Consider the following 23,089-nt stretch of genomic DNA (forward strand, 5'->3'; position numbering starts at 1 on the left):
ATCACCTTCTTCGTTGCTCGGTTGAACTGCGGGCTATTCGCTTTTCGTCGCAGTGTAGTAGCTGGCATAGGCGACGCCGTTGTAGATCTCGCCCTTGAGCTTCGGAGACTGGACGTAGATCCGCTGGACGATCTGCGTGCGCGGGATGAAGTAGCCCTGATCGAGAATGTACTTCTGCAACTCGTCGAGGAGCGGTTTGCGGATGTCGGTAGAACCCGCGCTGGCGATCTTGTCGCGTAGGTCGTTGAGCGTCTTGTCGCTCTCGTCGAGGGCGAACCAGTTCTCGCCGTTGTTGGCGTTCGTCAGGATGCTGGCGACGGTGCCGGCGTCGATGAAGCTGCGTGTCACCTCATAGGCCGGTACGGCCGGGCTGCCGTATTTGACCTTTTGGCCGAAGGTGACGACATCGTAGGCACGGATAGCGACTTTCCAGCCGATCTTGCCGAGTTGCTGGGCGATGAGTTCGTCGACCGATTTCGAGGTTGCGAGGTAGGGGTTGGAATGCAGCGTCAGCACGAGCGGTTGGCCGTTCTTGGTGCGGATGCCGTCTGCGCCCTTGACCCAACCTGCCTCGTCGAGAAGCTTTTCGGCCTTGTCGGGGTTGTAGGCCAAAAGCGCGCTTTGATCGGTCGCTCCCGGCACGTTGCTCTGGATGAAGGACGTCGCGAGCTTCCAGTCGGGCGTATAGACGGTGTCGATGACCTCCTGGCGATTGATGCCGGCTTGCAGGGCCTGGCGTACTTTTACGTCATCATATGGCGCAAGCTTGGTGTTGATTGCCCAACCGTTCACGAAGCCGAGATAGCGCGGTGTCGCGGTGGTGAAGCCCTCTGCCTTCAGAGACTCCAGCTCCTGCGGCGAAGCGTTATAGGCGACGTCGGCTTGCTCCGACTGAACAGCAGCGACGCGCAGCGAAGGCTCGGACACCAGCTTGTAGGTTATCGAGTCAAGAAAAGCCGGGCCAGTATGGCCGACGGCAGGAGGGCCCCAGTTGTAATCCTTGCGCTTGACCAGCTTGACGAAGTCGCCCTCCTTCCAGGAATCAACCACGTACGGGCCGCTGCCGGAGGTCTTGCTGAGGTCAGCCTGCTGGGCGGCGGGCTGCGCGATGGTCTTCGGGGAGATGAGAATCGAGCCGTGGTAGCCGAGGGTCGGGATGAAGCCGAGCGTCGGCTTCTTGAAGAAGACCTTCACTGTGGTCGCGTCAATTGCCTCGGCATGGTCGTAGGTTTTTGGGAAGAGACCAATCGGGTTGATGCCTTCGCTCTTGCGGCCGGCGTACCAGATGTCGAGATTGGCGACAACGGCCGACGCATCGAGCGGAGTGCCGTCGGAGAAAGTCACACCGCTCTTCAGGTGCAGGGTGAACTCGGTGGCCGTGTCGTTCTGCTCCCAGCGTTCGGCGACCCAGGGGCTGACCTTGCCGTCTGCATCGACGTAAAGGAGCTTATCGGTCACATGGCCCCAGATGTGGCCCTGGAAGCTGGAAATGGCGCTGTTGTTCGGGATCCAGGTATCACCCAGCGAGTCAATCAGGAAGGTGATGTCACCGCCGTTGTGTGGGCTATCGGCACTCAGAGCCGGATTGAACTCAGCCGTTACCACCAAGGCGGCGATTGCCAACGCAGAGGTGGCGATCAGCAGACGCCGGGAAAGGGAGAACGGGGAAGAGCGTTCGATCATAATGCGGTCCTGTATCGTTTGCCAAGTAGATCACGACGCATAGCCTAAGCAGGGCAACAGGAGGGAGAAAGACCAGTTGTTCTTTTTCTACTAAAATTATGGATTATTTTGTTCGGTTTCTGGGTGTGTGAGGATCAGCTTTTCCGGGCGCAGTGCATCCTTCGCCGTGGTTGGTGAAGCCGCTCTATTGGTTGCTGGCCTTGGTGCTGGATCTCTCAGCCTAATCTAAGAACGTCATCCCCTCGAATATCCGCACCGCAGGCGGTTCGCCACCGAACCGCTCAACCTGTACTTGGGTAAGTTGCCCGGTCGAGCCCTGGGCCAGTTGGGAGGTTCCGATGTCGCGGGTGAGGATGTTCGGATTGCCGTGCACGCACATGGCTTGATCGGCCGCCGCATTGTCGGGTTCGAACCATGCACCAGTCGCAAGCTGCATCACGCTCTTTCGCACGTCCTCGCTGATCACCGCGGCTGCAAGGCAACTGCCGCGGGCGTTGAACAGCCTCACAATGTCGCCATCGGAAATGCCGCGTTCGGCCGCGTCAGCTGGATTTATGCGAACCGGTTCCCGCCCCTTTATCTTGGTGGGCCGGCTGAAATCGCCGTAGTCCAGCTGACTGTGCAGCCGCTGATGCGGCTGGTTGCAGATCAGATGGAGCGGGAAGCGGCTTTTATCGTCCCCCGCTTCCGCCCTTGGCGGATACCATCGCGGATGGCCGCGGCAGTCGTCGTAGCCGAAGCTCTCGATCCTCTGAGAAAAGATCTCGATTTTTCCGGATGGCGTCTTGAGGGCAAATGCCGCCGGATCCTGCCTGAAGGCGCGTGCCGGACCTCCGTCGTCGGGCTTGAGCGGAAGGCTCAGCTCGCCCCGTTCCCAGAACGTCTCGAAGTCGGGAGCTTCGTGTCCACCGGCTACGAGCTCCTTGCGCGTTGTTTCGAAAAGGAAGGTTAGCCATTCCCGGCTGGTGCGGTTTTCGGTGAACTCTTCGAATTTGCCGAGACGGCGCGCGATCTCGGAGAAGATCTCATAATCGTCCCGTGCTTCGCCGACCGGCTCGATCAGCTTCTTCATGGCGATCATCAGCGGATCGCGGTCCGCCGCACCGATATCGTCACGCTCAAGCGTGGTCGTCGCCGGCAGCACGATGTCTGCGTGACGCGCAGACGACGTCCAGGCCGTCTCATGCACGATGATGGTCTCCGGCCTCTTGAACGCCGCCCGCAGCCTGTTGAGATCCTGATGGTGATGGAACGGGTTGCCTCCCGCCCAATAGACGAGGCGGATATCGGGATAACGCATCGCGTGGCCGTTGTAGTTGTACTCGTGGCCCGGATTGAGGAGCATGTCGGCGATGCGCGCGACGGGAATGAAATCCGACACGGCATTCTTGAATTGGCTGAGCGTCGGCAGTGGGACGGCAAGCTGGTGTTTGCCGATGTTGCCTAACGCACCAAGGGAATAGGAATAGCCGCCGCCATCAAGCCCAATCTGCCCGAGCATCGCGGCGAGCACGATGCCCATCCAGACCGGCTGCTCGCCATGGTCGGCACGTTGCAGGGAATGGCTGACGGTGATTAACGTCCTGGCGCGCGCCATGGAGAGCGCGAGGGTCTTGATCGTGTCGACGCCGATGCCGCAGATGTGGGACGCCCACTCCGGATTTTTTTCGACACCATCGATCCGGCCAAGCAGGTAGTCTTCAAAACGTTCGTAGCCGACCGTATATCGGTCGAGAAATTCGCGGTCGTGCAATCCCTCGCTGACGAGCACATGCGCGAGGCCGAGCATCAGCGCGATGTCGGTGCCTGGTAAGATGGGCAGCCATTCGGCATTCACCTCAGCAGGAAAATCGTCTTTCAGGGGACTGACGAGGACAAAACGCGCACCTCGCGCGTGCGCGCCGTTCAGCGTCCGGGGCACGATATGCGCGCTGATGCCCCCGCCATGCACATCGGTGTTCTTGATCGCCATTCCGCCAAAGGCGACGACCAGTTCGCTGCTCCGTTCGATGGCATCCCAGGTGACGCTCTTGCGGTCGAAATGATCGTATGGTCCCAACACGTGCGGGAGGATGACCATTGCCGCACCGGAGCTGTAGGTGTTGACGGAACTGACGTAACCACCCAGCCCGTTGAGAAACCGGTGGATCTGGCTTTGTGCATGGTGGAAGCGTCCGGCACTCGACCAACCGTAGGATCCCCCGAACACGGCTTCCGGGCCACAATTTCCGTAAACGCGCTGCAGCTCATTTGCGACAAGGTCGGCTGCGCGCGGCCAGCTGACCTCGACGTAGTCGTCCGCTCCGCGATTCTGCGCGTGACCCGCCGTGCCTTCGAGCCAGCCGCGCCTGATCGCCGGCCGCCTGATACGCATAGGGCTATGGGCAATCGCCGGAATGTTGCCCAGCAAAGGCGACGGATGCGGATCGCCCGGATGAGGCCGGACCTCAAGACCTCCGTTTTCGTATCGGCCTGAAAACGCCCCCCAATGGGAACTGTGGGTCTTGAAGCTATTCATTTGACAGTATCCTCGGCGATCAAGCCGTTATCAGACTGCTGGCGAAACATCGTTCGGAAGGACTTTGCCGGGATTCATGATGCCTTTCGGATCGATGGCATTTTTGATGACCGCCATGAGATCCACGGCATCTCCGTGTTCCTGACGCAAATATTTGATCTTGCCTGTGCCAACCCCATGTTCGCCCGTCGATGTGCCATCGACCGAAATCGCAAATTCCACCATCTTCTTGTTGATGGCGGCGACCTCGTCGAGTTCTGCCTGGCTCGTCGGATCGACGGCGAAGACAACATGGTAGTTGCCGTCACCGACATGGCCGAGAATGGCGGCCGGCACGCTGCAGCTACGCAGCAGTTCGCGCGTGTCGAGTATGCAGGCACTGAGCTGCGATACCGGCACGCAGACGTCGGAAGACCAGCCCTTGGCATTCGCTCGTTGGGAAACGACGGCATAAAACGCATTGTGACGCGCCTTCCAGAGGCGGTTGCGTTCTTCCGGCGTATTGGCCCACTCGAAGTCCTTGCCACCATTGTCTCCGACGATGCCGGCGACCATCTCGACCTGTTCCTGCACGCTGGCCGGAGAGCCATGGAACTCGAAGGCCAATGTGTCCTCGATCTTCAAGGATAGGTTCGAATAGGCATTGACGGCTTCGATCAGACCGCGGTCCATCAACTCCATCCGCGCGACCGGAATGCCGAGCTGCACGACCGCGATGGCCGCAGCAACCGCCTGTTCGACGTTCTCGAACGAGCAGAGCGCGGCGGAGGTCGTTTCCGGAATGCCGTAAAGCCGCAGCGTCACCTCGGTGATGATGCCGAGGGTTCCTTCCGAGCCGATAAAGAGCCGCGTCAGATCGTAGCCGGCCGACGACTTTCGTGCCCGCCCACCGGTTCGGACGATCTGACCGCTCGGCAGAACGACGGTTAGAGACAAGACGTTTTCGCGCATGGTTCCGTAGCGCACCGCGTTCGTGCCCGATGCGCGGGTCGATGCCATGCCGCCGATCGAGGCATTGGCGCCCGGATCGATCGGGAAGAGCAGGCCCATGTCACGCAGATGAGTGTTCAACTGCTCGCGGGTCACGCCGGCCTCAACCGTGCAATCGAGATCCTCGGCGCTGACGCGGACGATCTGTGACATGTGGGAGAGATCGATGGAAACACCGCCCCGTACCGCGCTCAGATGGCCCTCGAGGGAGGTACCGGCCCCGAATGCGATGACCGGCACGCCCTCGGCCGCGCAGAGCCGCACAGTTTCCGCTACGTCCTCCGTGTTATCAGCAAAGATGACCGCATCCGGAATCGCGGCGGTGTGGTGGGATTCACCGCGGCCATGCTGCTCCCGCAAGGGCTGCGATGTGGAGAAGCGATCACCGAAACGGTCGTGCAGCGCCTCGATAAGAGCAGAGGAGAGTGCGCTCACTTGTCCGCTCCAGGCGACATCGGTGTCGTGAAAGAGCCGTCGAGAATGACGCGGCCAGGATGATCGAGATTCACCGCCATCCTTACGGTGAAGACCAGGGAGCCCGGCAAGCAAAGAGACATGAGAAACCCCGGAATTGCGATCTGCGGCTTGCGACCCGACTGCGTTTCGCGCGGGCCGCGCACTTCGACTTTACGACAGGATCAGGCGACCAGTTTTGCGCCCTTGAGATGACGTTCGAGGAAGGGCAGACTGTCTTGGCCCCAGTAAAGCTCGTCCTCATAACGGAATGTCGGCAGCCCGAACACACCGGCGGCCTTGGCGGTTTCGTAATTGGCCTTCCATATCGACAACACGGCGTCGCTCTGGGCACGCTCATCCAACGCTGCACCATCGAAGCCCGCGGCATCCGCGATCGCACGACGGACCTCTGCGCCACCGATATTTTCTCCGCGCAACCAGAAGGCCTCCTGCAGCGCTTTCGTCAGCTTGAGCCAATCGTCGCCCGCATCGATGGCGGCAAGGATCATGAAACCTGCCGGCGTTGGATCCGACAAGGCTGCACGGTTTTCGAAGTTCAGCTCTTTGCCCCGGAGGGCCGCCCAACGCTTGAGATCCTTCGTCCAATAAGCACGACGGGCCTCCGGTCGATTACGAGAATAGATGGCGCCGTTATCCTCAATCAGGGGGATGACATAGGGGCGGATCGTCGCGTTTTGTTCGGAAGCGAGTGCCGCGAATGGGTCCAGACCGATGAAGGCCCATGGCGAGCCGATGCCGAAGAAATAGTCGATGATCTTTGTCATATTCTAGTGCTCTCAAGATGTCCGGTCGTGTGGGATTGCGGCGTCGAATACGGAAAGTGCGCAGTCTCGGGCGACGAGAACCGCTGTTGGATCACGTCCGACCGCCACCGTCGCAAGCGCACCTTCATAAAGAAGCGATAGATGAGCAGCAGTCTGGTCAGGCCCCAATTCGGCCTTGGAGATAATGGCGCGGAATATGTCGCTCACGGCCTTCTTATGCGTTCGGGCGACGGACACGACGCGTACTGAGTCGCCATGCTCGGCCACCGCTAGAGCAAATGCGCAGCCCCGGAACTCCGGGCTGTCGGCCTTTTCATACAGGCGCTCGAAAATAACTCTGACCTGGTCTCTCGGAGCAGCCGTCGCGTCCAGGGCGTCCTGCAAGGAGCGAATAACACGTTCGTGGCGATCCTGGAGATAGGCTGCAACAAGATGATCCTTGGACGGGAAGTGTCGATATAGCGTTGCCTTTGCAACTTTCGCTTCTTCGATAATGCGATCTATCCCAACAGCCCGAATACCTTCGCTGTAAAATAGCCCGCCGGCTGCGGCGAGGATCTGATCTGATATGGGTTCTCTCATTGGATCGCTTCAGGTTGGTGGTTGCATCGTTGAACAATTGGAAGGCGACACATCAGCTCGTTGCGGCGAGACCGGTGTTGCTGCGCTGATAGGGCCTGACAAGTGATTGAATCGCATCAAGCGCCAGTGCTTTCGTGAAGCCGCCCTGATACTCCAATCTTCCAGCAAGATTCTGGACAACCTCATTGTAGGGTGTCGGAATATTGTGCAAACGACCAAGCAAGACGATTTCGCCGTTGAGAAAATCGACTTCACTCGAAGCGCCTCTGGTAAAACTCTGCCAAGTCGATTGTTGACCGGGATGGATGCCACTGTCCTGCGCTATGCGCCACCCTGAAAGATCTGTGGTCCGCTCGGAAGGTGAGGCGAGGTTGAAACCGGCAGCCTCAAGAACTTGGCGAGCTTCATTGACCAGCGCCTGGGCGATTGAGACGCGGACATCCTCGGCCCCAATGAACAATTCCAAGACGTTTCGGACGTTGTGAAGAAGTTTGGCTGATTTCCAACGGCGGATATCATTGCTGGTTTCCGCCAGATAATTGGCGCGGGTGAGGTCCGCCGCAATCTGCTCGGCTGTTTCATCCGAACCCGACGGGAAACGCCCTATGGTGACCACGCCGAGCTGCGGATCACCCGCCACTGCAACGGAGCCGGTTTCGGTAAACCGTGCTGGCGTCAGAATACTAGCTCCGTAAACCCTGGCGAAAGTTCTGAGCGCAATCGCTTCTGTCGCCAAGCCATTTTGAAAGGTAACGACGGGGAGACTGGCAGCCGCTGCACCCGCTGAATCCGACACAGGACGCCATGACCAGGATGCAAGGGAGCTTGCAGCGTCCTGAGTTTTGACCGTCAGCAGCAGGATATCATCGAGGGTCAGTTCGGGCGGGTCACTAAGGTCGAAAGCGTTAAGCCCGATCTGTCGCTTGCCGGAGGGACGCTGATAGCTCAGACCATGCTTCTTTATATGGCCGATCTGCGCGCCGCGTCCGACGAGCGCATATGTGATGCCGGAAAGTTCGAACTGCGCAGCGAGGCTCGCGCCAACCGCGCCGGCCCCCACGATAACGTACCGTGTCATCTCTCGTCCCAAATCTGATTTATGACCACTGCGGCTAGCGTGTGGAGGTCGACAGGCCCATGTTGCAAGCATAGGCACGCAAATGGATCGAAGAAAGACAGGTCGTTCTCTTTCTTCTCATTTCGTAGAAAATAGTTTGGAATTTGGACGTTTTACGGCCACCTTAATCTCCGCCAACGATGGATCAGCGCTGCCCTCGGTTCGATTCTCACCAAAACCGGCAGATTGACAGTCGCCCCGGTCCGCACTTGGTGCTCTCGCACGACAGAACCGACTCCGTTGGCAATTTACCCGCACAGAACGTTACGGGCCTCGATATTGCCTGCAACCTGCTCGGGAGTGTCGAGGCGCAGATTTTATCGATTAAAAGGTGACTAAAATAATCATCTTATGTTGACAAGGCTAATTTCGCTCCATAGGTTCCGCCCGCATCCGTGGCGTAGGGACCAATCAATGGCGCGTGTTTTTTTGAATGTTTCTAATAATGTATCGCGAATTTATAGAGATAGCCTATTTGTCACGACAGCGATCGTCCTGATCGGCATGGCAGCATCGCCGGCTTCAGCCCAGAGCGCGTCCGCAGATGCCGGCGCGACAGCGCTTGAACCGATCGTCATTCAAGGCGCATCCTCTGATAGCAAGACTGATCGGACGTCCGTTGCTGCCAAGAACAGTTCGGCCGCGACCAAGATCAACACGCCGCTCCTCGAGACGCCGCGTTCGGTCTCGGTGACCACCGAGAAGGAAATCGAGCAGCGTGGCGCCCAGAGTATCATCGAGGCCGTGCGCTATTCGGCCGGCGTGACGACCGGCCCGAACGGCTTCGACCCGCGCTTCGACCAGATCTACATCCGCGGCTTCAACGTCACGACGGTCGGAGACTTTCGTGACAGCCTGCGCCAACCCTATATCAATTACGGGATGTTCCGCACCGATCCCTATCAACTGCAGCGTGTCGAGGTGATCAAGGGGCCGGTTTCCGTTCTCTACGGTGCGGGATCGCCGGGCGGCCTCGTCAATAAGATATCGAAGCTTCCGACCGAGGAGCCGATCCGCGAAGTCGGCATTACCTACGGCACTGAAGATCGGTTGCAGGGGATGTTCGACTTCGGCGGGCCGATCAGCGAAGACAACGACGATTTCCTCTATCGCATCGTCGGTCTTGCCCGCCGCGGCGACACCAATTTCGATATTGCCGACGACCGCTATTTCCTGGCGCCGTCCTTCACCTGGAAACCCGATGAGGGCACGACCTTCACGCTGTACAGCCTGGCGCAGGCCGACGAGACCGATTCGAATGTCGGCGCGATCACGACCTCGGACGGGAGGATCCTCGACATCAGGGCGAGCGATCCCGACTACGACTACCAGAAGGTCAAGCAGCAGCAGGTCGGCTATCAGTTCGAGCATGAATTCGACAATGGCCTGACATTCCGGCAAAACCTGCGCTATTCGCATCTTGATCTCAAGGCTCGCTACCTCGGCGTTTTGAGCTGGACGGACACTGTTGCGCATCGGTACCCGAATTCGATCCGCGACGAGATGAACCTTTTCCAGGTCGACAACCAGCTCGAGGCGAAGTTCGATACCGGCCCGCTTGCCCACACGATGCTGTTCGGGCTCGACTACACCAATCTCCAGTCGAGTTTTGGCTATGGCCTCGGAGCCGCCGATCCGGCATTCGACTTCGATATCGCCAATCCGACCTATGGCGTCTCGGGCGCTACGCCGGACTATAATTTTTTGGCTTCCAAGGCCGATATGCGGCAGGTCGGCATTTATGCTATGGACCAGATCGAGGTCGGAAACTGGCGTTTCAATCTCGGCGGCCGGCAGACCTGGGTGAACCAGACGCGAGATGCGACTTTGCCCACGGTCAGTTCTGAGGAGGTCGACAAGAATGCTTTCTCCTGGCAAGCCGGTGCGCTCTACCTCTTCGACAACGGTATTGCTCCCTTCGTCTCCTATGCCACCTCTTTCGATCCAGTGAACAATCGGTCGCAATCCGGCAAGATCCTGGCGCCGACAGAGGGTGAACAGTACGAGGTCGGTGTGAAATACCAGCCGCCGGGTTCCGACATCCTCCTGTCGGCGGTCGCTTATCACATCGTCGAAAAGAACAAGCCAGTGCTGGTCGATCCGCTGCGGTTTACCTATGGATCGATCGGTGAAGTGACCGGGAAGGGCATCGAACTCGAAGCCCGCGCGGCGGTAGCCGATGGCTGGGATCTTATCGCGGCCTATACCTACAACCATTCTGAAGTGACGGGAGGCGGTGTAAACGAGGGCAATACGCCAGCCTTGACACCCTCGCATGTCGCAAGCCTCTGGGCCAACTACACGTTCCAAGAAACCAACCCCTTCCATGGCCTGTCGGTCGGCGCAGGTGTCCGTTATGTTAGCGAGAATTGGACAGATACAGCCAATACGTCGAAGAATCCCTCAAGCTTCTACATCGATGCATCCGCCGCTTATGATTTCGGCGCGGTCGACAAGAAATATGAGGGCCTGACGGCCGCCTTCAATATCCGTAACATTGCCGACGAACGCGACACTGTCTGCAACGAAGGCTTTTGCTATCTCGGCCAGGGCCGCAACATGACCGGCACCCTGAAATACCGGTGGTAAGGCACGGCAATGCAGACAAAAGGGGCGTTCCAGCGCCCGACCTTGATCGCTGACCATCCTGTCGCTCACCAGGCCGTCCACCTCGACGATCTGGTGGGCGACAGCCCGTTCTCCTATTGCCGCGGCAAGCTGCTCAGCGCTCTGCCGCAGACGGGCATCGTCGTTACCTGCAGGGATCTTTGCGACCGAGCGATCTTCGGCGAGATCATTGGCCGATATGCGCAAAAATTCCCGGGCAGCGACCCTCGTGCGATCGTCTCGATGTGGACGCTCTATTATTTCAGCATGCTGACGATTGCTCCGAGCGTCCATATGTTCGTGAACCGCATCGCGCTGCCGTTGGAGGTCGACCGGCTTTCGCTCGTCTGCAACGAACAGACGGGCGAGCCGGAAGCATTCGTGATGTCGGGCAGGCCCGAGGTGACAAGTGACCCGGCCGGCGAGCTTCACCGGCAGATGCTCGGTCACGCCGAACCCGTCATCGCGGCGATTGCCGCCAACGCCGGCGTCGCGCCGAAGCTTCTCTGGAACAATGTCGCGGCCTATCTCTCCTGGATTCTGAAGGAGATCGCTCATCGCCACGAACCCGTCCTCGTCAAAGGCGGCCTGGCGCTGCTGGAAGAAGCTCAATGGCCGGGCGGCGGACGTAACCCGATGTTCGGCATGATCCGCATTGCGCGCCAGCAATGCGGACTCGAATTCGTGCGCCGGAAAGTCTGCTGCCTGCGCTACAACCTTCCGGGCGTCGGCGGCTGCGGCGAAGCCTGCCCGCTGCCGGACGGGCGCCACTAGCTCCTATCGTCCGACGCGAGCAGAGACGCGTGCCCCGCGCGCCAGCTATTGCCAATGCGCGCCAAGCAGAAAGTCTCGTCGTCTCAAAGCGTAGCCTCACCTGCCTCGACGCCGGCGAGTGGCTTGACCATGAACAGGCATGGATGGTCCTCGTGCCAGAGCTTTGCAAAGACCTCCGCCCGCACAAAGCCGTTCCGGTCATAGAAACGCCGCGTCGCCTCGAACTGCGGTTCGTCGCGGTCGCGCGGAGCGAGCGTCTTGACCGTCAGCAGCCGTGCACCCGTTTCATGGCCGAAACGTTCGGCCGCATCGATGAGATAGCGTCCGGCGCCGCGACCGTGATGTTCCGGTCGTGTTGCGATCAGCGCGATCTCGACGGCGCCGGGCGGATGCGGCTTCAAGGCCATCAACGCGGTCACGACGTCGGCTTCGACATAGCCGAACACCGGCAGCTCTTCGATCGCCCGGGCGCTCGCTTCGATGACCTCAGGTTCTGAAAACCAGTCGGGCAAAGCCCCCATGATCGATCGGCAGAGCTCCGCCTTACCGGTCAGGATCTCAATTGTTCTTCCCATTTTTCTCGCCTCCGCTCGGTCGATTTAAACTTGACTCCTGTTATCACCTTAAAATAGACACTGCAATCAAATCGTGTACTTTCCTCGAAAAAGGAACGCCAAGACCGTATCGACCAGCAACGACAGAGCCTGATTTTCCATTTGTAAAAAGGTCCAGGACAATGCAAGCATTGCATCGTGATGTGAACGGAAATGCCGTGGTCAACGCCATGATCGAGAACAAGGACAAGCTCCTTAAAACGATTGAAAGTGTTGTCAAATCAAAGTCATATTCCGAGGATATCTTTCAAGATGGAGTCATTAAAGCCTATGGGGTCAAGATCGACGACATTCGTTGCCCGATCGGCTACGCCTTCCGGATGGTCTACAATCTGGCACTCGATGAGAGCCGCCGGCGACGCCAGAAGATGAACAACCATAGGTCGATTGACCAGATTCAGGAGATCACGGCTCCCGTCCCCACCGTCCTCGACCAGCTCGTCGCTGCCGAGACCCTGCGCAATGTGCTTGCCTCGCTCGAGGCGCTGCCGAAGCGAACCAACGATGCCTTCATTCGCCATCGCCTCAACGGCGTGCCGCAGAAGGATATTGCAGCCGAACTCGGCGTCTCAAGGACCCTCGTCAACTTCATGATCAAGGCGGCAGAGGAGCATTGCCATCTGGCGATCGCCGAACCTTCCCGCCCCGATCATGCGCACCGACAGGGTCCTACCGCTTCGCTGCGTGCAGCGCCTGTTGCAAATCGCTCCACAACAGCTCCGGCTCTTCCAGGCCAACGGCGAAACGAACCGTCTGCTCGCTCACGCCGAACCGGATGAAGGAGGTCATCCGGTCGGGAATCTGCAGCGCGACCTTGGCGGGGACCACCAGCGTTTCTGGTCCCCCCCAGCTGACACCGAGGCGGATGTCGCGAAGGCTATTCACAAAGCGTGCGACATCGATATCGGGATTGAGGTCGAAGGCAAACAGCCCCGCGTAACCCGTGAGCGTTGCCCGCCCGGGATGCTCCTGAAACGCCGGGTGACGAACGCGTCCGATCGCGGAATGCTCCTTCAGCCGCCCGGCCAGCAAAAGCCCGTTGCGCTCATGCTCCTTGAGACGCACACGCAGCGTGCGCATGCCGCGCAACAGCAGCCAGGCCTCGAAGGGTGACAGTTTGGCGCCGACATAGGGGTAGGACGTTGCATTGATCCTGGCGATGGCCTCTTTCGAGCCGACGACCACGCCGGCAACCGTATCGCTGTGACCGCCGAGATATTTCGAGGCGGCGTGAATGACGATATCGACGCCATGCTGGATCGGTTTCTGAAAGAGCGGCGTTGCCCAGGAATTGTCGATGATGGTGGTGACGCCGGCCTCCTTTGCCATGGCCGACAGCGCCGCAATGTCCTGCAGCTCGAAGACGAAGGATGTGGGGTTTTCAAGGTAGAGCAACTTGGCACCCGACAGCGCCTTGCGGACCTCGTCATGGTCGGCGGGATCGACGAAATCCACCGCGACGCCGAGCCTGGCAAGCAGCTTCACCAGAAGGCGGTAGACATCGTTGTAGAGATGGCGGACCGCAACGACCCGGTCTCCCGCCTCAACAAGACTGAGAATTGTCGACGTAATGGCAGCCGTTCCGCTCGAGAAGGCACGTCCGTCCTCTGCGCCCTCGAGGCGGGCGACCAGGAGTTCGAATTCTCGAACCGTCGGATTGTCGCCGCGCGAATAGATGTAGTTGCGCGTGCGTCCGGCAAAGACATCCTCCATCGCCTCGTAACTGTCGTAAGTGAAGAGCGACGTCTGAAAGATCGGCGGAGACACGGCGTTGAATGCCGCCGGATCGACAGGCGTAAAGAGATCGTCAGCGACCGCATGGGCGCCAAGGTCGTGCGGGTTGATCGACTGGTTCATGGTCATCCTCTCATGGACAAAAGCTGGGATATGGACGGATGGAGGTCAAATGGTCGGCAGAGCGCTGCCGGAGCGCGCTGAGCGCCCGCACGAGGCAGACGGCCGACAGCAGGCCGGTCAGGGCAGAGGCCAGGAACATTGCTGCCAGCAAGCCTGAAAAGCCGAAGAAGGGCGGGAGAAGAGCCAGCAGCGGAAAAAGAAGATAGCCATTCTGCGCCAGACCGATGGCAACCGCCGCTTTCGGTCTGCCCTGAGCCTGGAAGAGGATCAGCACCGTTTGCCGCAGGCCAAACAGCAGAAGGGGAAGATGGGTTGCTATGATCGCCTGCCCGGCGATCCCGATCACCGTCGCATCGCCGGTGAAGAACGAGGCAAGCTCTTCGGAGAAGGCGAGCGCGGCCAACCCGTATGCGCCACTCACCGCACTGGTGACCACTGATAGGATGCGGGCTGCCGACAGCATCCTGGCTGTGTCGCCTCGACCCCAGGCAAAGCTCAGGATCGACTGGGCTCCGAGTGAAATGCCGATGACGGGGAGGGTTCCGACCGCCAGCAGCCGCAAGGCAATCCCGACCCCGGCGATGCCGGCTTCTCCGTGATAGGTGCCGGCGAGCGATACCACGGCCGCAATCGCGCCCGCGGTTGCGAGACTGGTCAGCGTCGTCGGTGCGCCGACCGCAAGGACAGGTTTGAGATAACCGATATCTCCCCACCGCCAGCCAAAGGTCAGCCGGACGGTCCCAAGTCGCCTTGCGTGGTAAGCAGCATAGATGCAAAGCGCGATGAGCTGGGACAGGATGGTTGCGATTGCAACGCCCTGCAGGCCGAGGCCGAACCCAAAGATCATGATCGGGTCGAGGATCATGTTCAGCGCAAAGCAGGTGACCAGCGTCCACATGCTGAAGCGGGCATTGCCCTCTGCGATTGCCAGGAAATCGAGAATGATCTGCGCCATCGTCAGCGGCACCGAGACCGCAATGATCATCAGATAATGTTGCGCGAGCGGCTGAAGGGCAGGCGTGGCGCCGAACAGCAGCAAATCTGGAAATGCGACGATTGCGAGGGCGCTTGCCGCGCCGAAGATGACGCCGGCAGCAAGACTGATCGAGGCAATGGCGCCGGCCCGGGATCGGTTGCCGGCTCCGAGCGTGCGTCCGACCTGCGTTGCGACACCGACGCCGATCCCCTCGCCGAAGGCGGCTAAGAGCATCAGGATCGGCAGGACGATCATGATCGCCGCGATCTGGTCTTCACCGATCATCCCGACGAAGATCATATTGATCGTATGATGGGCGGCGTTGACCGACAGGCCGAACATCGCCGGCAGTCCCAGCCGAAGCAGCAGCCTGAGAAGTTCAGGACTGGCAAGGTCCTCCGGTGCGAGGCGCTGCCGTCTACGGAAGCTACCGCTTGTGTCGCTCATAGCGTTCATGACGCAGGCACCCAGAGACGATCGCCGAAGAAACGCTCGCGGCCGAGCATCACCAGGAGCGCCCGCTTATGCGGAAAATCGAAATGCTTGACCTTGGCAAAACCCGAACGGTCGAGGTTGCGGATCTGCTGTTCGTGACTGGCGCGCGGCTCGCCGACGATGCGCTTCGTGCGCGGATCGTCGAGGAAGATGAAATGCATCAGCGAGGGAAGCCATGCGCTGATCCATTTCTTGCCGCGATAGCCGGGCTCGCCGATCGCGACATGCCATCCACGATCATAGTCGTCGGCGTCGTAAAACGGACCGAGCCGGTTCTCTTTCGCCCAATAGACTTCGAAATAGCCGAAGGGAATGTCCGCGAAACTGCCGATCAGCGGCAGGACATGCGGATCTGCGATCCTTTCTTCCAGGATCTCCCGGTGCTTGTCGATCGAACCCGCATCCTCCCAGATCGTGTTGACCTGTTCGTCGTTCATCCAGCGATGAAATGCTGCAAGATCGGTCTCCGGGTCGGCCACCGTGAAGGTGATTTCCCGTTCCAGCCAGGGGATGAAACGCCTGTAGATCGTGCCCTTTGGCTTTGCGGGTCGACGCGGATGATACCGGCCCGCTGTCATCTCCCGCACGGGCGGTAGCGGATAGGACAGCTGCGGGAGCCACAGTGAAGGCCATTGCCACAGGATCGCCGAATCGAGCCTTCCGCCTGTATCCGCAATATGCGGCGGGAGGCTTGCCTGATGCCCTTCGAAGACGACTGAGGTGATCGAGCGATCTTCTGCCGTCACGGCTTCGGCGGCCGCCATGAGAAGCTCTGCCGATTGCACCGGATCGCCATGGTAGAAGGTCACCGACGCGACGCCGGCCTCGACCTCGAATGCGGCTTCGTGGTGGCCGTAAGCGGTCTTGAGGTGGATGAGATTGGGGGCGATGCTGACGTAGCTGCGCGACTGCAGTGCGCGCCTTTGTTTGACGGCGTCGAAATCCATGATGTTCTCCTTGGCCGGTCGGGGGCCGGTCGGGGCCGGTCGGGCTTTCGGCGCCGCGAGCATGAAGCGCGCTCTTGTGCCGATTTAGTAGAATGACGATCCATCTCCCGCTGGGTTTAGGGGTAAGCGAAGAAAAACATTCTCATCAATTTTCTAAACTGCAGCCTGCCGGATCCGTCACTTGCGCATGACCATCGTCACCGCAGGAGCTGCGAATGGATAATCTTGAACTTCACGAAGATCTCTGGATCGCCGTCATCGACACCGAGCGTCGCTACTCGGTTTGGCCGCAGGACAAGCGGATTCCCCTGGGCTGGGAGCCGGCGGGTTTTGCCGGTTCGCGCCAGCAATGCCTGGCGCATATCGCTGAGGTCTGGGCGGATCCGCGCCCCCTCTCCCTGCGCTCGGCAATCGCCGGCGATGCGCGTCTCTGAAAACGGCTGGATGGCACGGATGAACAAACAGATCACAAACTTCGCAGGTGCCACCCCGACCGATGTCGCAACGGACGCGGTCTTCGAGAGCTTTCCACTGACGATCGCGCAGAAGCGTATCTGGTCGCTGGAGCAGATCGGCAACGACACGGTGTTTCCCGACCAGGTCATTTCGCTGCGATTGAGCCCGGCAGTCGACGTCAAGACGATTGCCGGCGCCTGCCGGGCGCTCGTGGCGCAACATCCGTCGCTTGCCACCCGGTTCCGCCGGCTGGCGGGCGGCCGCGTCGAGCAATACTGCGGCGCATTGAACGCTGTACCGATCGAGATTGTCGGCGAAGGTGCTGCTCCTGCGGAGGCCGATGCGTTGGCCGCCCAGAAAGCCTTCCGCGACGGGCACTTCGATCTCCTTGCTGGTCCACCAGCGCGTGTTCAGATTATCTTGCTTGCCGATGGGCAGTCGCTTCTGACGATCGTGCTTCATCCCGTGATCTCGGACGATCGCGAGAAGTCTATTCTTGCCGGCTCCCTGACGCGAATTCTCGACGGCGCACCCGCCGGCGAAACGCAGTTGACCGAGATCCTGGCCGGAACGCGGGAGGCTGAGTGGCTGCAGACGGAGCAGGCGCAGGAATCCCTCTCCTATTGGCGCAACACGATCGGTCTCGATTATGCGGCCTCGACCTTTCCCACCCGCTTCAACAGCGGCGGGCTGGCAGGTGTGGCGCGCGCTCAACATCGATTTTCGATCGAGCCCGATCTCTGGGAGAAGCTCGGTCGACATGCGCAGCAAAAGGGATATCAGGTCGATCGCGTGCTTCACGCCGCCTTTTGCGCGCTGCTGGCGCGCTACAGCGGCAACTATGCTTTGCTGACCGGGATCCTGATCGCGCGGCCGCAGAAGCAGCACCTTGCGAACCACGGCCGTGCCGAACAGGTCCTTCCCCTCATCCTGTCGCTGACATCAAGAAGCTCTCTCGACGATGTCATCGCAGCGATCTCATTGGCAACGCAGCAGGGGCTTGCCCGGCTCGTTCCGCTGGAGCGCATCACGCAGGAACTAGTCGTCGACGAAGCGGCTGCCCAGGAAGCCGTGGTCAAGGCGCTGTTCGAATTCCGCCAGCCGTATCGGGTCCCCAGGCACGCAACCAATCTGGAACCGCTGGGGGCGCGCGCCGACAGCGAGCTTTCCCTGGTGATCGAAGCGGGTCTGGATGGCGCCGCATCCGGGTTGATCGATTATGCGCAGGATCTCTATGACAGCGCGCTGATTGCCCGTGTCTCCCAGCATTTCACCCTCGTTCTGGAGCAGATCGTTGCGCGGCCGAATGTGCGTATCAAGGACATCGAACTCGTGGGCAGCGACGAGCTCGACCAATTGTCGGCGCCCTACGAGGACGAGACTGTCAACGATGACAGACCGGTCCACGAGCTGATATCGGTCCATTCGCGCCAGACGCCCGAGAAGACGGCGATCGTCTATGGTGACGAGGAATGGAGCCATGGCTGGCTGGAGGCCAGCACCAACCGTCTCGCACATCGGTTGCGGCACCTGGGTGTTCGCGCCGAGGTGACGGTCGCCATCTTCATCAAGCGCTCGCCAGAGGCCATCGTCGGGATCCTCGCGACGCTGAAGGCGGGCGGCGCCTATATCCCCGTCGAGCCTGACCATCCGCCGGTCCGCAACCACCACATTCTGCGCGACGGCGGTGTCAAGATCGTTCTGACCCACAGCTGGCTTCGTCATCGGCTGCCGGAAGAGCTCGACACCATTATCCTCGAACTCGACAAGATCGACCTCGACGGCGAGCCAGATACGCCGCTTGATATTCCGATCCACAAGGATCAGCTCGCCTATGTCATGTACACCTCCGGATCGACCGGATTGCCGAAGGGCGTGGCCGTCGAGCACGGTCCGCTGACGCACCATCTGCAGAACACCTCGCGTGTCTACGGCATGAGCTCGGAGTCGCGGGAGCTGCCGTTCCTGCCTTTCAGTTCGGATGGCGGGCACGAGCGATGGATGAACCCGCTGATGGAGGGCGGTAGCATCATCCTTCCCGATCAACCGCTCTGGACGCCGGAAGAGACATTGACGGCCATGCGCAAGCATGGCGCCAACAATGCCAGCATTCCCACAACCTATCTGCAGCAACTGGCGGAATGGGCCGACATCACCGACGGCGCGCCGCCGATGCGCCTTTATTCCTTCGGTGGCGAGGGGCTGGCGCAGCCGACCTTCGACCTGCTGTCGCGGGCGCTGAAGTCAGAATGGCTGATCAACGGCTACGGGCCGACCGAAACCATCATGACGCCGATGGTCTGGAAGGTGAGGGCCGGCACGAAGTTTCAGGGGGTCTATGCTCCGCTCGGTCGCGCTGTCGGGTTAAGGCGCGTCTATGTGCTCGACCCTGACCTCAATCCGTGCCCGATCGGCGTGACGGGTGAGCTCTATATCGGCGGAGAGGGTATTGCACGCGGTTACCTCGGCAAGCCGGATACGACGGCGGACCGCTTCATCCCCGATCCGTTCTTCACGGAGGGCGGCCGGCTTTATCGCTCCGGCGATCTGACGCGTTGGCGTGATGACGGAACCGTCGAATTCGTCGGTCGTGTCGACCATCAGGTGAAGCTTCGCGGCTACCGGATCGAACTCGGTGAGATCGAAGCGGCTCTGCTCCAGCAGCCGGGCGTCGGCGAAGCCCTGGTGGTTCTGCGCGATGACGATGCCAGCGGCGACAAGGCGCTCGTTGCCTACGTCGTTCCGAAGAAGGACGAGACGTTGAACGTCGAGACGATCCGCGCCGGCCTCGAGCGCAGCCTGCCATCCTATATGGTGCCGGCTGCCGTGGTCGAACTGGAAAAAATGCCGACCAATCCGAACAGCAAGCTCGATCGATTTGCGCTGCCGGCGCCGCAACCGGTCAAACGCACCATCGTCGAGCCGGCGACGGTGCTCGAAGAGGAGGTGCTGGATGTCTGGCGGCAGGTTCTCAAGCTGGAAGCGATCAGCGTCGAGGACAATTTCTTCGCGATCGGCGGCAATTCGCTTGGCGCGATCCGCATCCTTTCGCAGCTGCGGCAGCGCCGGCCGAAAACCCCGCTCACCGTTGCCGATATCTTCAACAATCCGACCGTGCGCTCGTTTGCCGGCGTGATGGAGCAGGGAGACGAACGGGATCTGTCGGAGGTGATCGTGCTGCGTGCTTCCGGCGCCAAGCCGCGGCTCTATTGCTTCCCAGGCCTTCTCGTCAGCACGCGTGAATATGTCAAGCTCGTCGATTATCTCGGGGCCAATCAGCCGGCGAGCGGCTTCATTTGCCACTCGCTTTCGGAGAAAAAGGCAGTCGGCGCACCGGTCGAAGAGATCATCCAGAGCTATGTCGACTATATCAGGACGCATAGCCAGGGAGCGCCCTGCTATTTCCTCGGCTGGTCGTGGGGCGGACTTCTGGCCTATGAGGCTGCCCGCGCCCTCGGCAATCAGGTCGACGTCAGGATGATGGCGATGGTCGACGTTTGCGACCTCGGATCGGAATTCGCAATCGGAGCAAAGCCGAGGTTCCGGCCGGGCGAGCGCGATGAGCTTCATCGAGACGTAGAGGCGTGGCTTGGAAGAACCGCGATGCGCCCCGAATGGGACCGGCTGCTGTCGACGATGGATGCGGATACTTACGATCAGTTCCTGCGCTTTGTCGGCGACGAAAAGGACCCACTTCCGAACGACGGGCCCGATATCAGCAGTCGCGAGCATACGTTTTGGGTGCTGATCGACAATGCCCTGATCTTCCGCAAACACCGGCTCGTTCCGCACGATGTGCCGATCTACCCCTGGGCTGCCGACGACAGCCTCAATCGCGGCCTCAACCTGATCGATTGGCGCCGCCTGTCGCCGCGGGCGCGTGCGGCCGAAATCATCACCGGCACCAACCATCTGCACATGATCGGGTCTCCCGCCTTCCACTCAAGGCTTGCCCTGCGTCTCAAGGAAACAGAGAAGGATATCGCATGACCGTCGCTTTTGCCCGCCGGGATACCGAGCCGCTGGATATTGCCGGCATCGGCATCGGCCCCTCGAATCTGAGCCTCGCCTGCCTGTTCGAGTCGGTGCCGGAGATCAGAAGCCGTTTCTTCGAGCGGCGCCCGTCGTTCGACTGGCATCCCGGCATGATGATGCCCGGCGTCGAGCTGCAATCGTCCTTTTTGAAAGACCTCGTCACGCCGGTCCTGCCGACCAGCCGCTGGTCATTCGTCTCCTATCTGGTTGCCCATAAGAGGCTCTACGCCTTCCTGAACGCCAATTATGAGGCCGTTCCCCGGCAGGAGTTTGCACGTTATCTCGCCTGGGTGGCCAACGGCGTGGACGGCCTGCGCTTTGGCACCGAGATCCGTGACGTCGAGCATCGCGACGACCGCTTCTTCCTGCGGTTCGACAACGGCCAGGAGGAGGCGCGAAACCTGGTGATCGGCACGGGATCTTCACCCTTCGTGCCCGACTGGGCAAAACCGTTTCTAGGCGCCGATTGCTTTCATAACAGCGAGGCCAAATCGCGTCTCAGCGATCTCGGCGCTGCCCGCATCGTCGTGGTCGGTGGCGGTCAAAGCGGCGGCGAGGTCGTCGAAGCCCTGCTTGCCGATCCAGGTTCCATGAAGGAGCTGACATGGATCAGCCGGCGTCACAATTTCGAGCCGATCAACGACACGCCGTTTTCGAACCAGGTCTTCTCGCCGGAATACGTGCAGGCCTATCTGAAGCTCGGCGGAGAGCAGAAGCAGGCCGCTTTGAAGAACTCGATCCTGACCAGCGACGGCTTGTCGATTTCGACGATTCACGCGATCTATCGCCGCCTCTATGCGTTGCGCTACCTCGAGCCGAGCACGCTCAATGCCTCTCTGGCCCCCAATCGCGATGTGATCCAGATGGAGCGGAACGGCAATGCCTATCGGCTCATCGTCAGGAACCAATTCGACGGCGGGATCGAGGTGCTGCATGCGGATGCGGTGGTTCTGGCAACCGGCTACCGGTTCCGGTTGCCGGATGCTCTCGGCTCGCTGGGCGACAGGATAACGCTCGACAGAAACGGCTATCCGCTTCTCAATGACGACTACACGATGCAGTGGACGGGTCCGAGGGCCAACCGGCTGTTTGCGCAGAATGCGGGGCGATACTCGCATGGTATCGCCGACTCCCAGCTCAGCCTCATGGCCTGGCGCAGCGCAACCATCGTCAATGCTCTTCTCGGCCGGCAGCATTTCGATGCCGAACCCGACAACGGGCAACTCGCCTGGGCGACGGAGACTACTTCCGCAATGCCTCATCAGCTCCGAGCCGGCTATTCGGACGGCATGCTGTCGTCCTGAAATAGGCGTGTCGAAATGCCGGGGAACCCGGATTGAGAGCAAGCAGCCAGCGCGACGACGTGCTGGCTGCCGCTTTCGACCAGACGGTGATGCCAGCGCAGGTCACGATCGCCGCCATCCACCATGACGAGGATGCCATCCTTCCAGGAAAAGGCGACGTTGCGGGGATCCTCGCGCAGCCCGACGCCGAGTGCCTTCAGATGGCTCTCCTTAAGGGTCCAAAGTGCAATGGCCGCGCGCGCGTGTTCGGACGCAGGCAATTCCGCAAGCCAGCGCCGTTCGCCTGCACTGCAATAGCTATCCACTGCCGCCTCTTCGATCTCGGCGTCGGCGCGTTCGCAGTCTATTCCCAGGTGGTCACATCCTGACGCGATCGCGACCGCCACAAGCCCGTCGGCATTGGCGAGGCTGAACTGCAGCCTGTCATCTCCCTCAAGCCTCAGCTTGCCGTGCTTGTCGGGAGACAATACGAGCTTGCCCGGCGATGTCCCGGTATGCACGCTCAATAGCCGCCGCAGGAGATACCGGCCGGCAATGAACGAGGTCCGATCTCGCTCGAACCGGTAGGTCGCAGCCCGCTCCCGTTCATCCGGTGAGAGCGACTGCATCCAGCGGTTCCAGTCTCCTTCGTTCTTGGAATACGGCCAAAGCGCGATTTCAATGCCGGCAGGTTGATCTTCAGGTTGCTGCATTTTCGCTCGCCGTGGCTGCCATCTCCCTGAATTTTCAAGAACTCAGGGTCGTAACGCGTTTAATTGATCGCGGAAGTATTGGTCAACTCAGAAGATCTTCGGAAATGAGGCGGGAACATTGTTTAGTTAATACTAAATTATGGAATCCGGTGCGAGATCTTACATCAGCCGGCACGCCGGTCGTCCCAGCTATCTTCGAGG

The 23,089-nt window shown here is 60.2% G+C and carries 17 protein-coding genes; 6 read left to right on the plus strand and 11 right to left on the minus strand.

The window, feature by feature from the left end:
- Positions 1–33: 33 nt before the first annotated feature.
- The 6 genes from A6U98_RS34930 to A6U98_RS34960 all read right to left on the minus strand — a co-directional run bounded on the left by A6U98_RS34930 (position 34) and on the right by A6U98_RS34960 (position 8,092).
- Positions 34–1,683 (minus strand): ABC transporter substrate-binding protein, encoded by a 1,650-nt coding sequence (locus A6U98_RS34930; protein ID WP_064655768.1) that lies wholly within the window; start codon positions 1,681–1,683, stop codon positions 34–36.
- A gap of 220 nt (positions 1,684–1,903) precedes the next feature.
- On the minus strand, positions 1,904–4,201 hold the full coding sequence (locus tag A6U98_RS34935) for a molybdopterin guanine dinucleotide-containing S/N-oxide reductase (protein WP_064655769.1): 2,298 nt from the start codon (positions 4,199–4,201) through the stop codon (positions 1,904–1,906).
- 30 nt (positions 4,202–4,231) lie between these two features.
- Positions 4,232–5,626, minus strand: coding sequence for an FAD-linked oxidase C-terminal domain-containing protein (locus A6U98_RS34940; protein ID WP_064655770.1), 1,395 nt, complete (start codon positions 5,624–5,626; stop codon positions 4,232–4,234).
- A gap of 203 nt (positions 5,627–5,829) precedes the next feature.
- Positions 5,830–6,432 (minus strand): DsbA family protein, encoded by a 603-nt coding sequence (locus tag A6U98_RS34950; RefSeq protein WP_064655772.1) that lies wholly within the window; start codon positions 6,430–6,432, stop codon positions 5,830–5,832.
- Between the two features lie 12 nt (positions 6,433–6,444).
- Entirely contained in the window at positions 6,445–7,014 is a 570-nt protein-coding gene (locus A6U98_RS34955; RefSeq protein WP_064655773.1) for a TetR/AcrR family transcriptional regulator, read from the minus strand.
- 52 nt (positions 7,015–7,066) lie between these two features.
- Complete coding sequence (locus A6U98_RS34960; RefSeq protein ID WP_064655774.1) at positions 7,067–8,092, minus strand: 2-dehydropantoate 2-reductase N-terminal domain-containing protein; 1,026 nt, start codon at positions 8,090–8,092, stop codon at positions 7,067–7,069.
- A gap of 453 nt (positions 8,093–8,545) precedes the next feature.
- Here A6U98_RS34960 and A6U98_RS34965 point away from each other — a divergent pair, with 453 nt between their 5' ends.
- Positions 8,546–10,720, plus strand: coding sequence for a TonB-dependent siderophore receptor (locus tag A6U98_RS34965; protein ID WP_064655775.1), 2,175 nt, complete (start codon positions 8,546–8,548; stop codon positions 10,718–10,720).
- A 9-nt stretch (positions 10,721–10,729) separates the two neighbouring features.
- On the plus strand, positions 10,730–11,512 hold the full coding sequence (gene fhuF / locus A6U98_RS34970) for a siderophore-iron reductase FhuF (protein WP_064655776.1): 783 nt from the start codon (positions 10,730–10,732) through the stop codon (positions 11,510–11,512).
- 83 nt (positions 11,513–11,595) lie between these two features.
- Here the strand turns inward: fhuF and A6U98_RS34975 are convergent, their stop codons facing one another.
- Complete coding sequence (locus A6U98_RS34975) at positions 11,596–12,087, minus strand: GNAT family N-acetyltransferase (RefSeq protein ID WP_064655777.1); 492 nt, start codon at positions 12,085–12,087, stop codon at positions 11,596–11,598.
- Positions 12,088–12,248: 161 nt separating this feature from the next.
- Between A6U98_RS34975 and A6U98_RS36605 the strand changes: the two genes are divergently transcribed.
- Entirely contained in the window at positions 12,249–12,905 is a 657-nt protein-coding gene (locus tag A6U98_RS36605) for a sigma-70 family RNA polymerase sigma factor (RefSeq protein ID WP_082934058.1), read from the plus strand.
- Here A6U98_RS36605 and A6U98_RS34985 read toward each other — a convergent pair.
- Genes A6U98_RS34985 through A6U98_RS34995 form a run of 3 tightly spaced genes read right to left on the minus strand, consistent with a single transcriptional unit; the run spans position 12,796 to position 16,401 of the window.
- Positions 12,796–13,983, minus strand: a complete 1,188-nt coding sequence (locus tag A6U98_RS34985; protein WP_064655779.1) for a PLP-dependent transferase — start codon at positions 13,981–13,983, stop codon at positions 12,796–12,798. The genes A6U98_RS36605 and A6U98_RS34985 overlap by 110 nt on opposite strands.
- 10 nt (positions 13,984–13,993) lie before the next feature.
- Positions 13,994–15,415, minus strand: a complete 1,422-nt coding sequence (locus tag A6U98_RS34990; RefSeq protein WP_064655780.1) for an MATE family efflux transporter — start codon at positions 15,413–15,415, stop codon at positions 13,994–13,996.
- Positions 15,412–16,401 (minus strand): GNAT family N-acetyltransferase, encoded by a 990-nt coding sequence (locus tag A6U98_RS34995; RefSeq protein ID WP_064655781.1) that lies wholly within the window; start codon positions 16,399–16,401, stop codon positions 15,412–15,414. The genes A6U98_RS34990 and A6U98_RS34995 overlap by 4 nt, the downstream gene beginning before the upstream one ends.
- A 215-nt stretch (positions 16,402–16,616) precedes the next feature.
- On the opposite strand from A6U98_RS34995, the gene A6U98_RS35000 reads away from it, so the two are divergent.
- The 3 genes from A6U98_RS35000 to A6U98_RS35010 are packed head-to-tail and all read left to right on the plus strand — an operon-like array spanning position 16,617 to position 22,196.
- Complete coding sequence (locus A6U98_RS35000; protein WP_064655782.1) at positions 16,617–16,835, plus strand: MbtH family NRPS accessory protein; 219 nt, start codon at positions 16,617–16,619, stop codon at positions 16,833–16,835.
- Positions 16,836–16,854: 19 nt separating this feature from the next.
- Positions 16,855–20,847: a non-ribosomal peptide synthetase gene (locus A6U98_RS35005; protein ID WP_064655851.1), complete on the plus strand. Its 3,993-nt coding sequence runs from the start codon at positions 16,855–16,857 to the stop codon at positions 20,845–20,847.
- Positions 20,844–22,196 (plus strand): SidA/IucD/PvdA family monooxygenase, encoded by a 1,353-nt coding sequence (locus tag A6U98_RS35010; RefSeq protein ID WP_064655783.1) that lies wholly within the window; start codon positions 20,844–20,846, stop codon positions 22,194–22,196. Before A6U98_RS35005 ends, A6U98_RS35010 begins: the two co-directional genes overlap by 4 nt.
- On the opposite strand, the gene A6U98_RS35015 is transcribed toward A6U98_RS35010, so the two are convergent.
- Complete coding sequence (locus A6U98_RS35015; protein ID WP_064655784.1) at positions 22,169–22,888, minus strand: 4'-phosphopantetheinyl transferase superfamily protein; 720 nt, start codon at positions 22,886–22,888, stop codon at positions 22,169–22,171. The two genes, A6U98_RS35010 and A6U98_RS35015, sit on opposite strands and share 28 nt — an antisense overlap.
- Positions 22,889–23,089 lie beyond the last annotated feature (201 nt).

Source organism: Rhizobium sp. WYCCWR10014, from assembly GCF_001657485.1.
Lineage (GTDB): Bacteria > Pseudomonadota > Alphaproteobacteria > Rhizobiales > Rhizobiaceae > Rhizobium.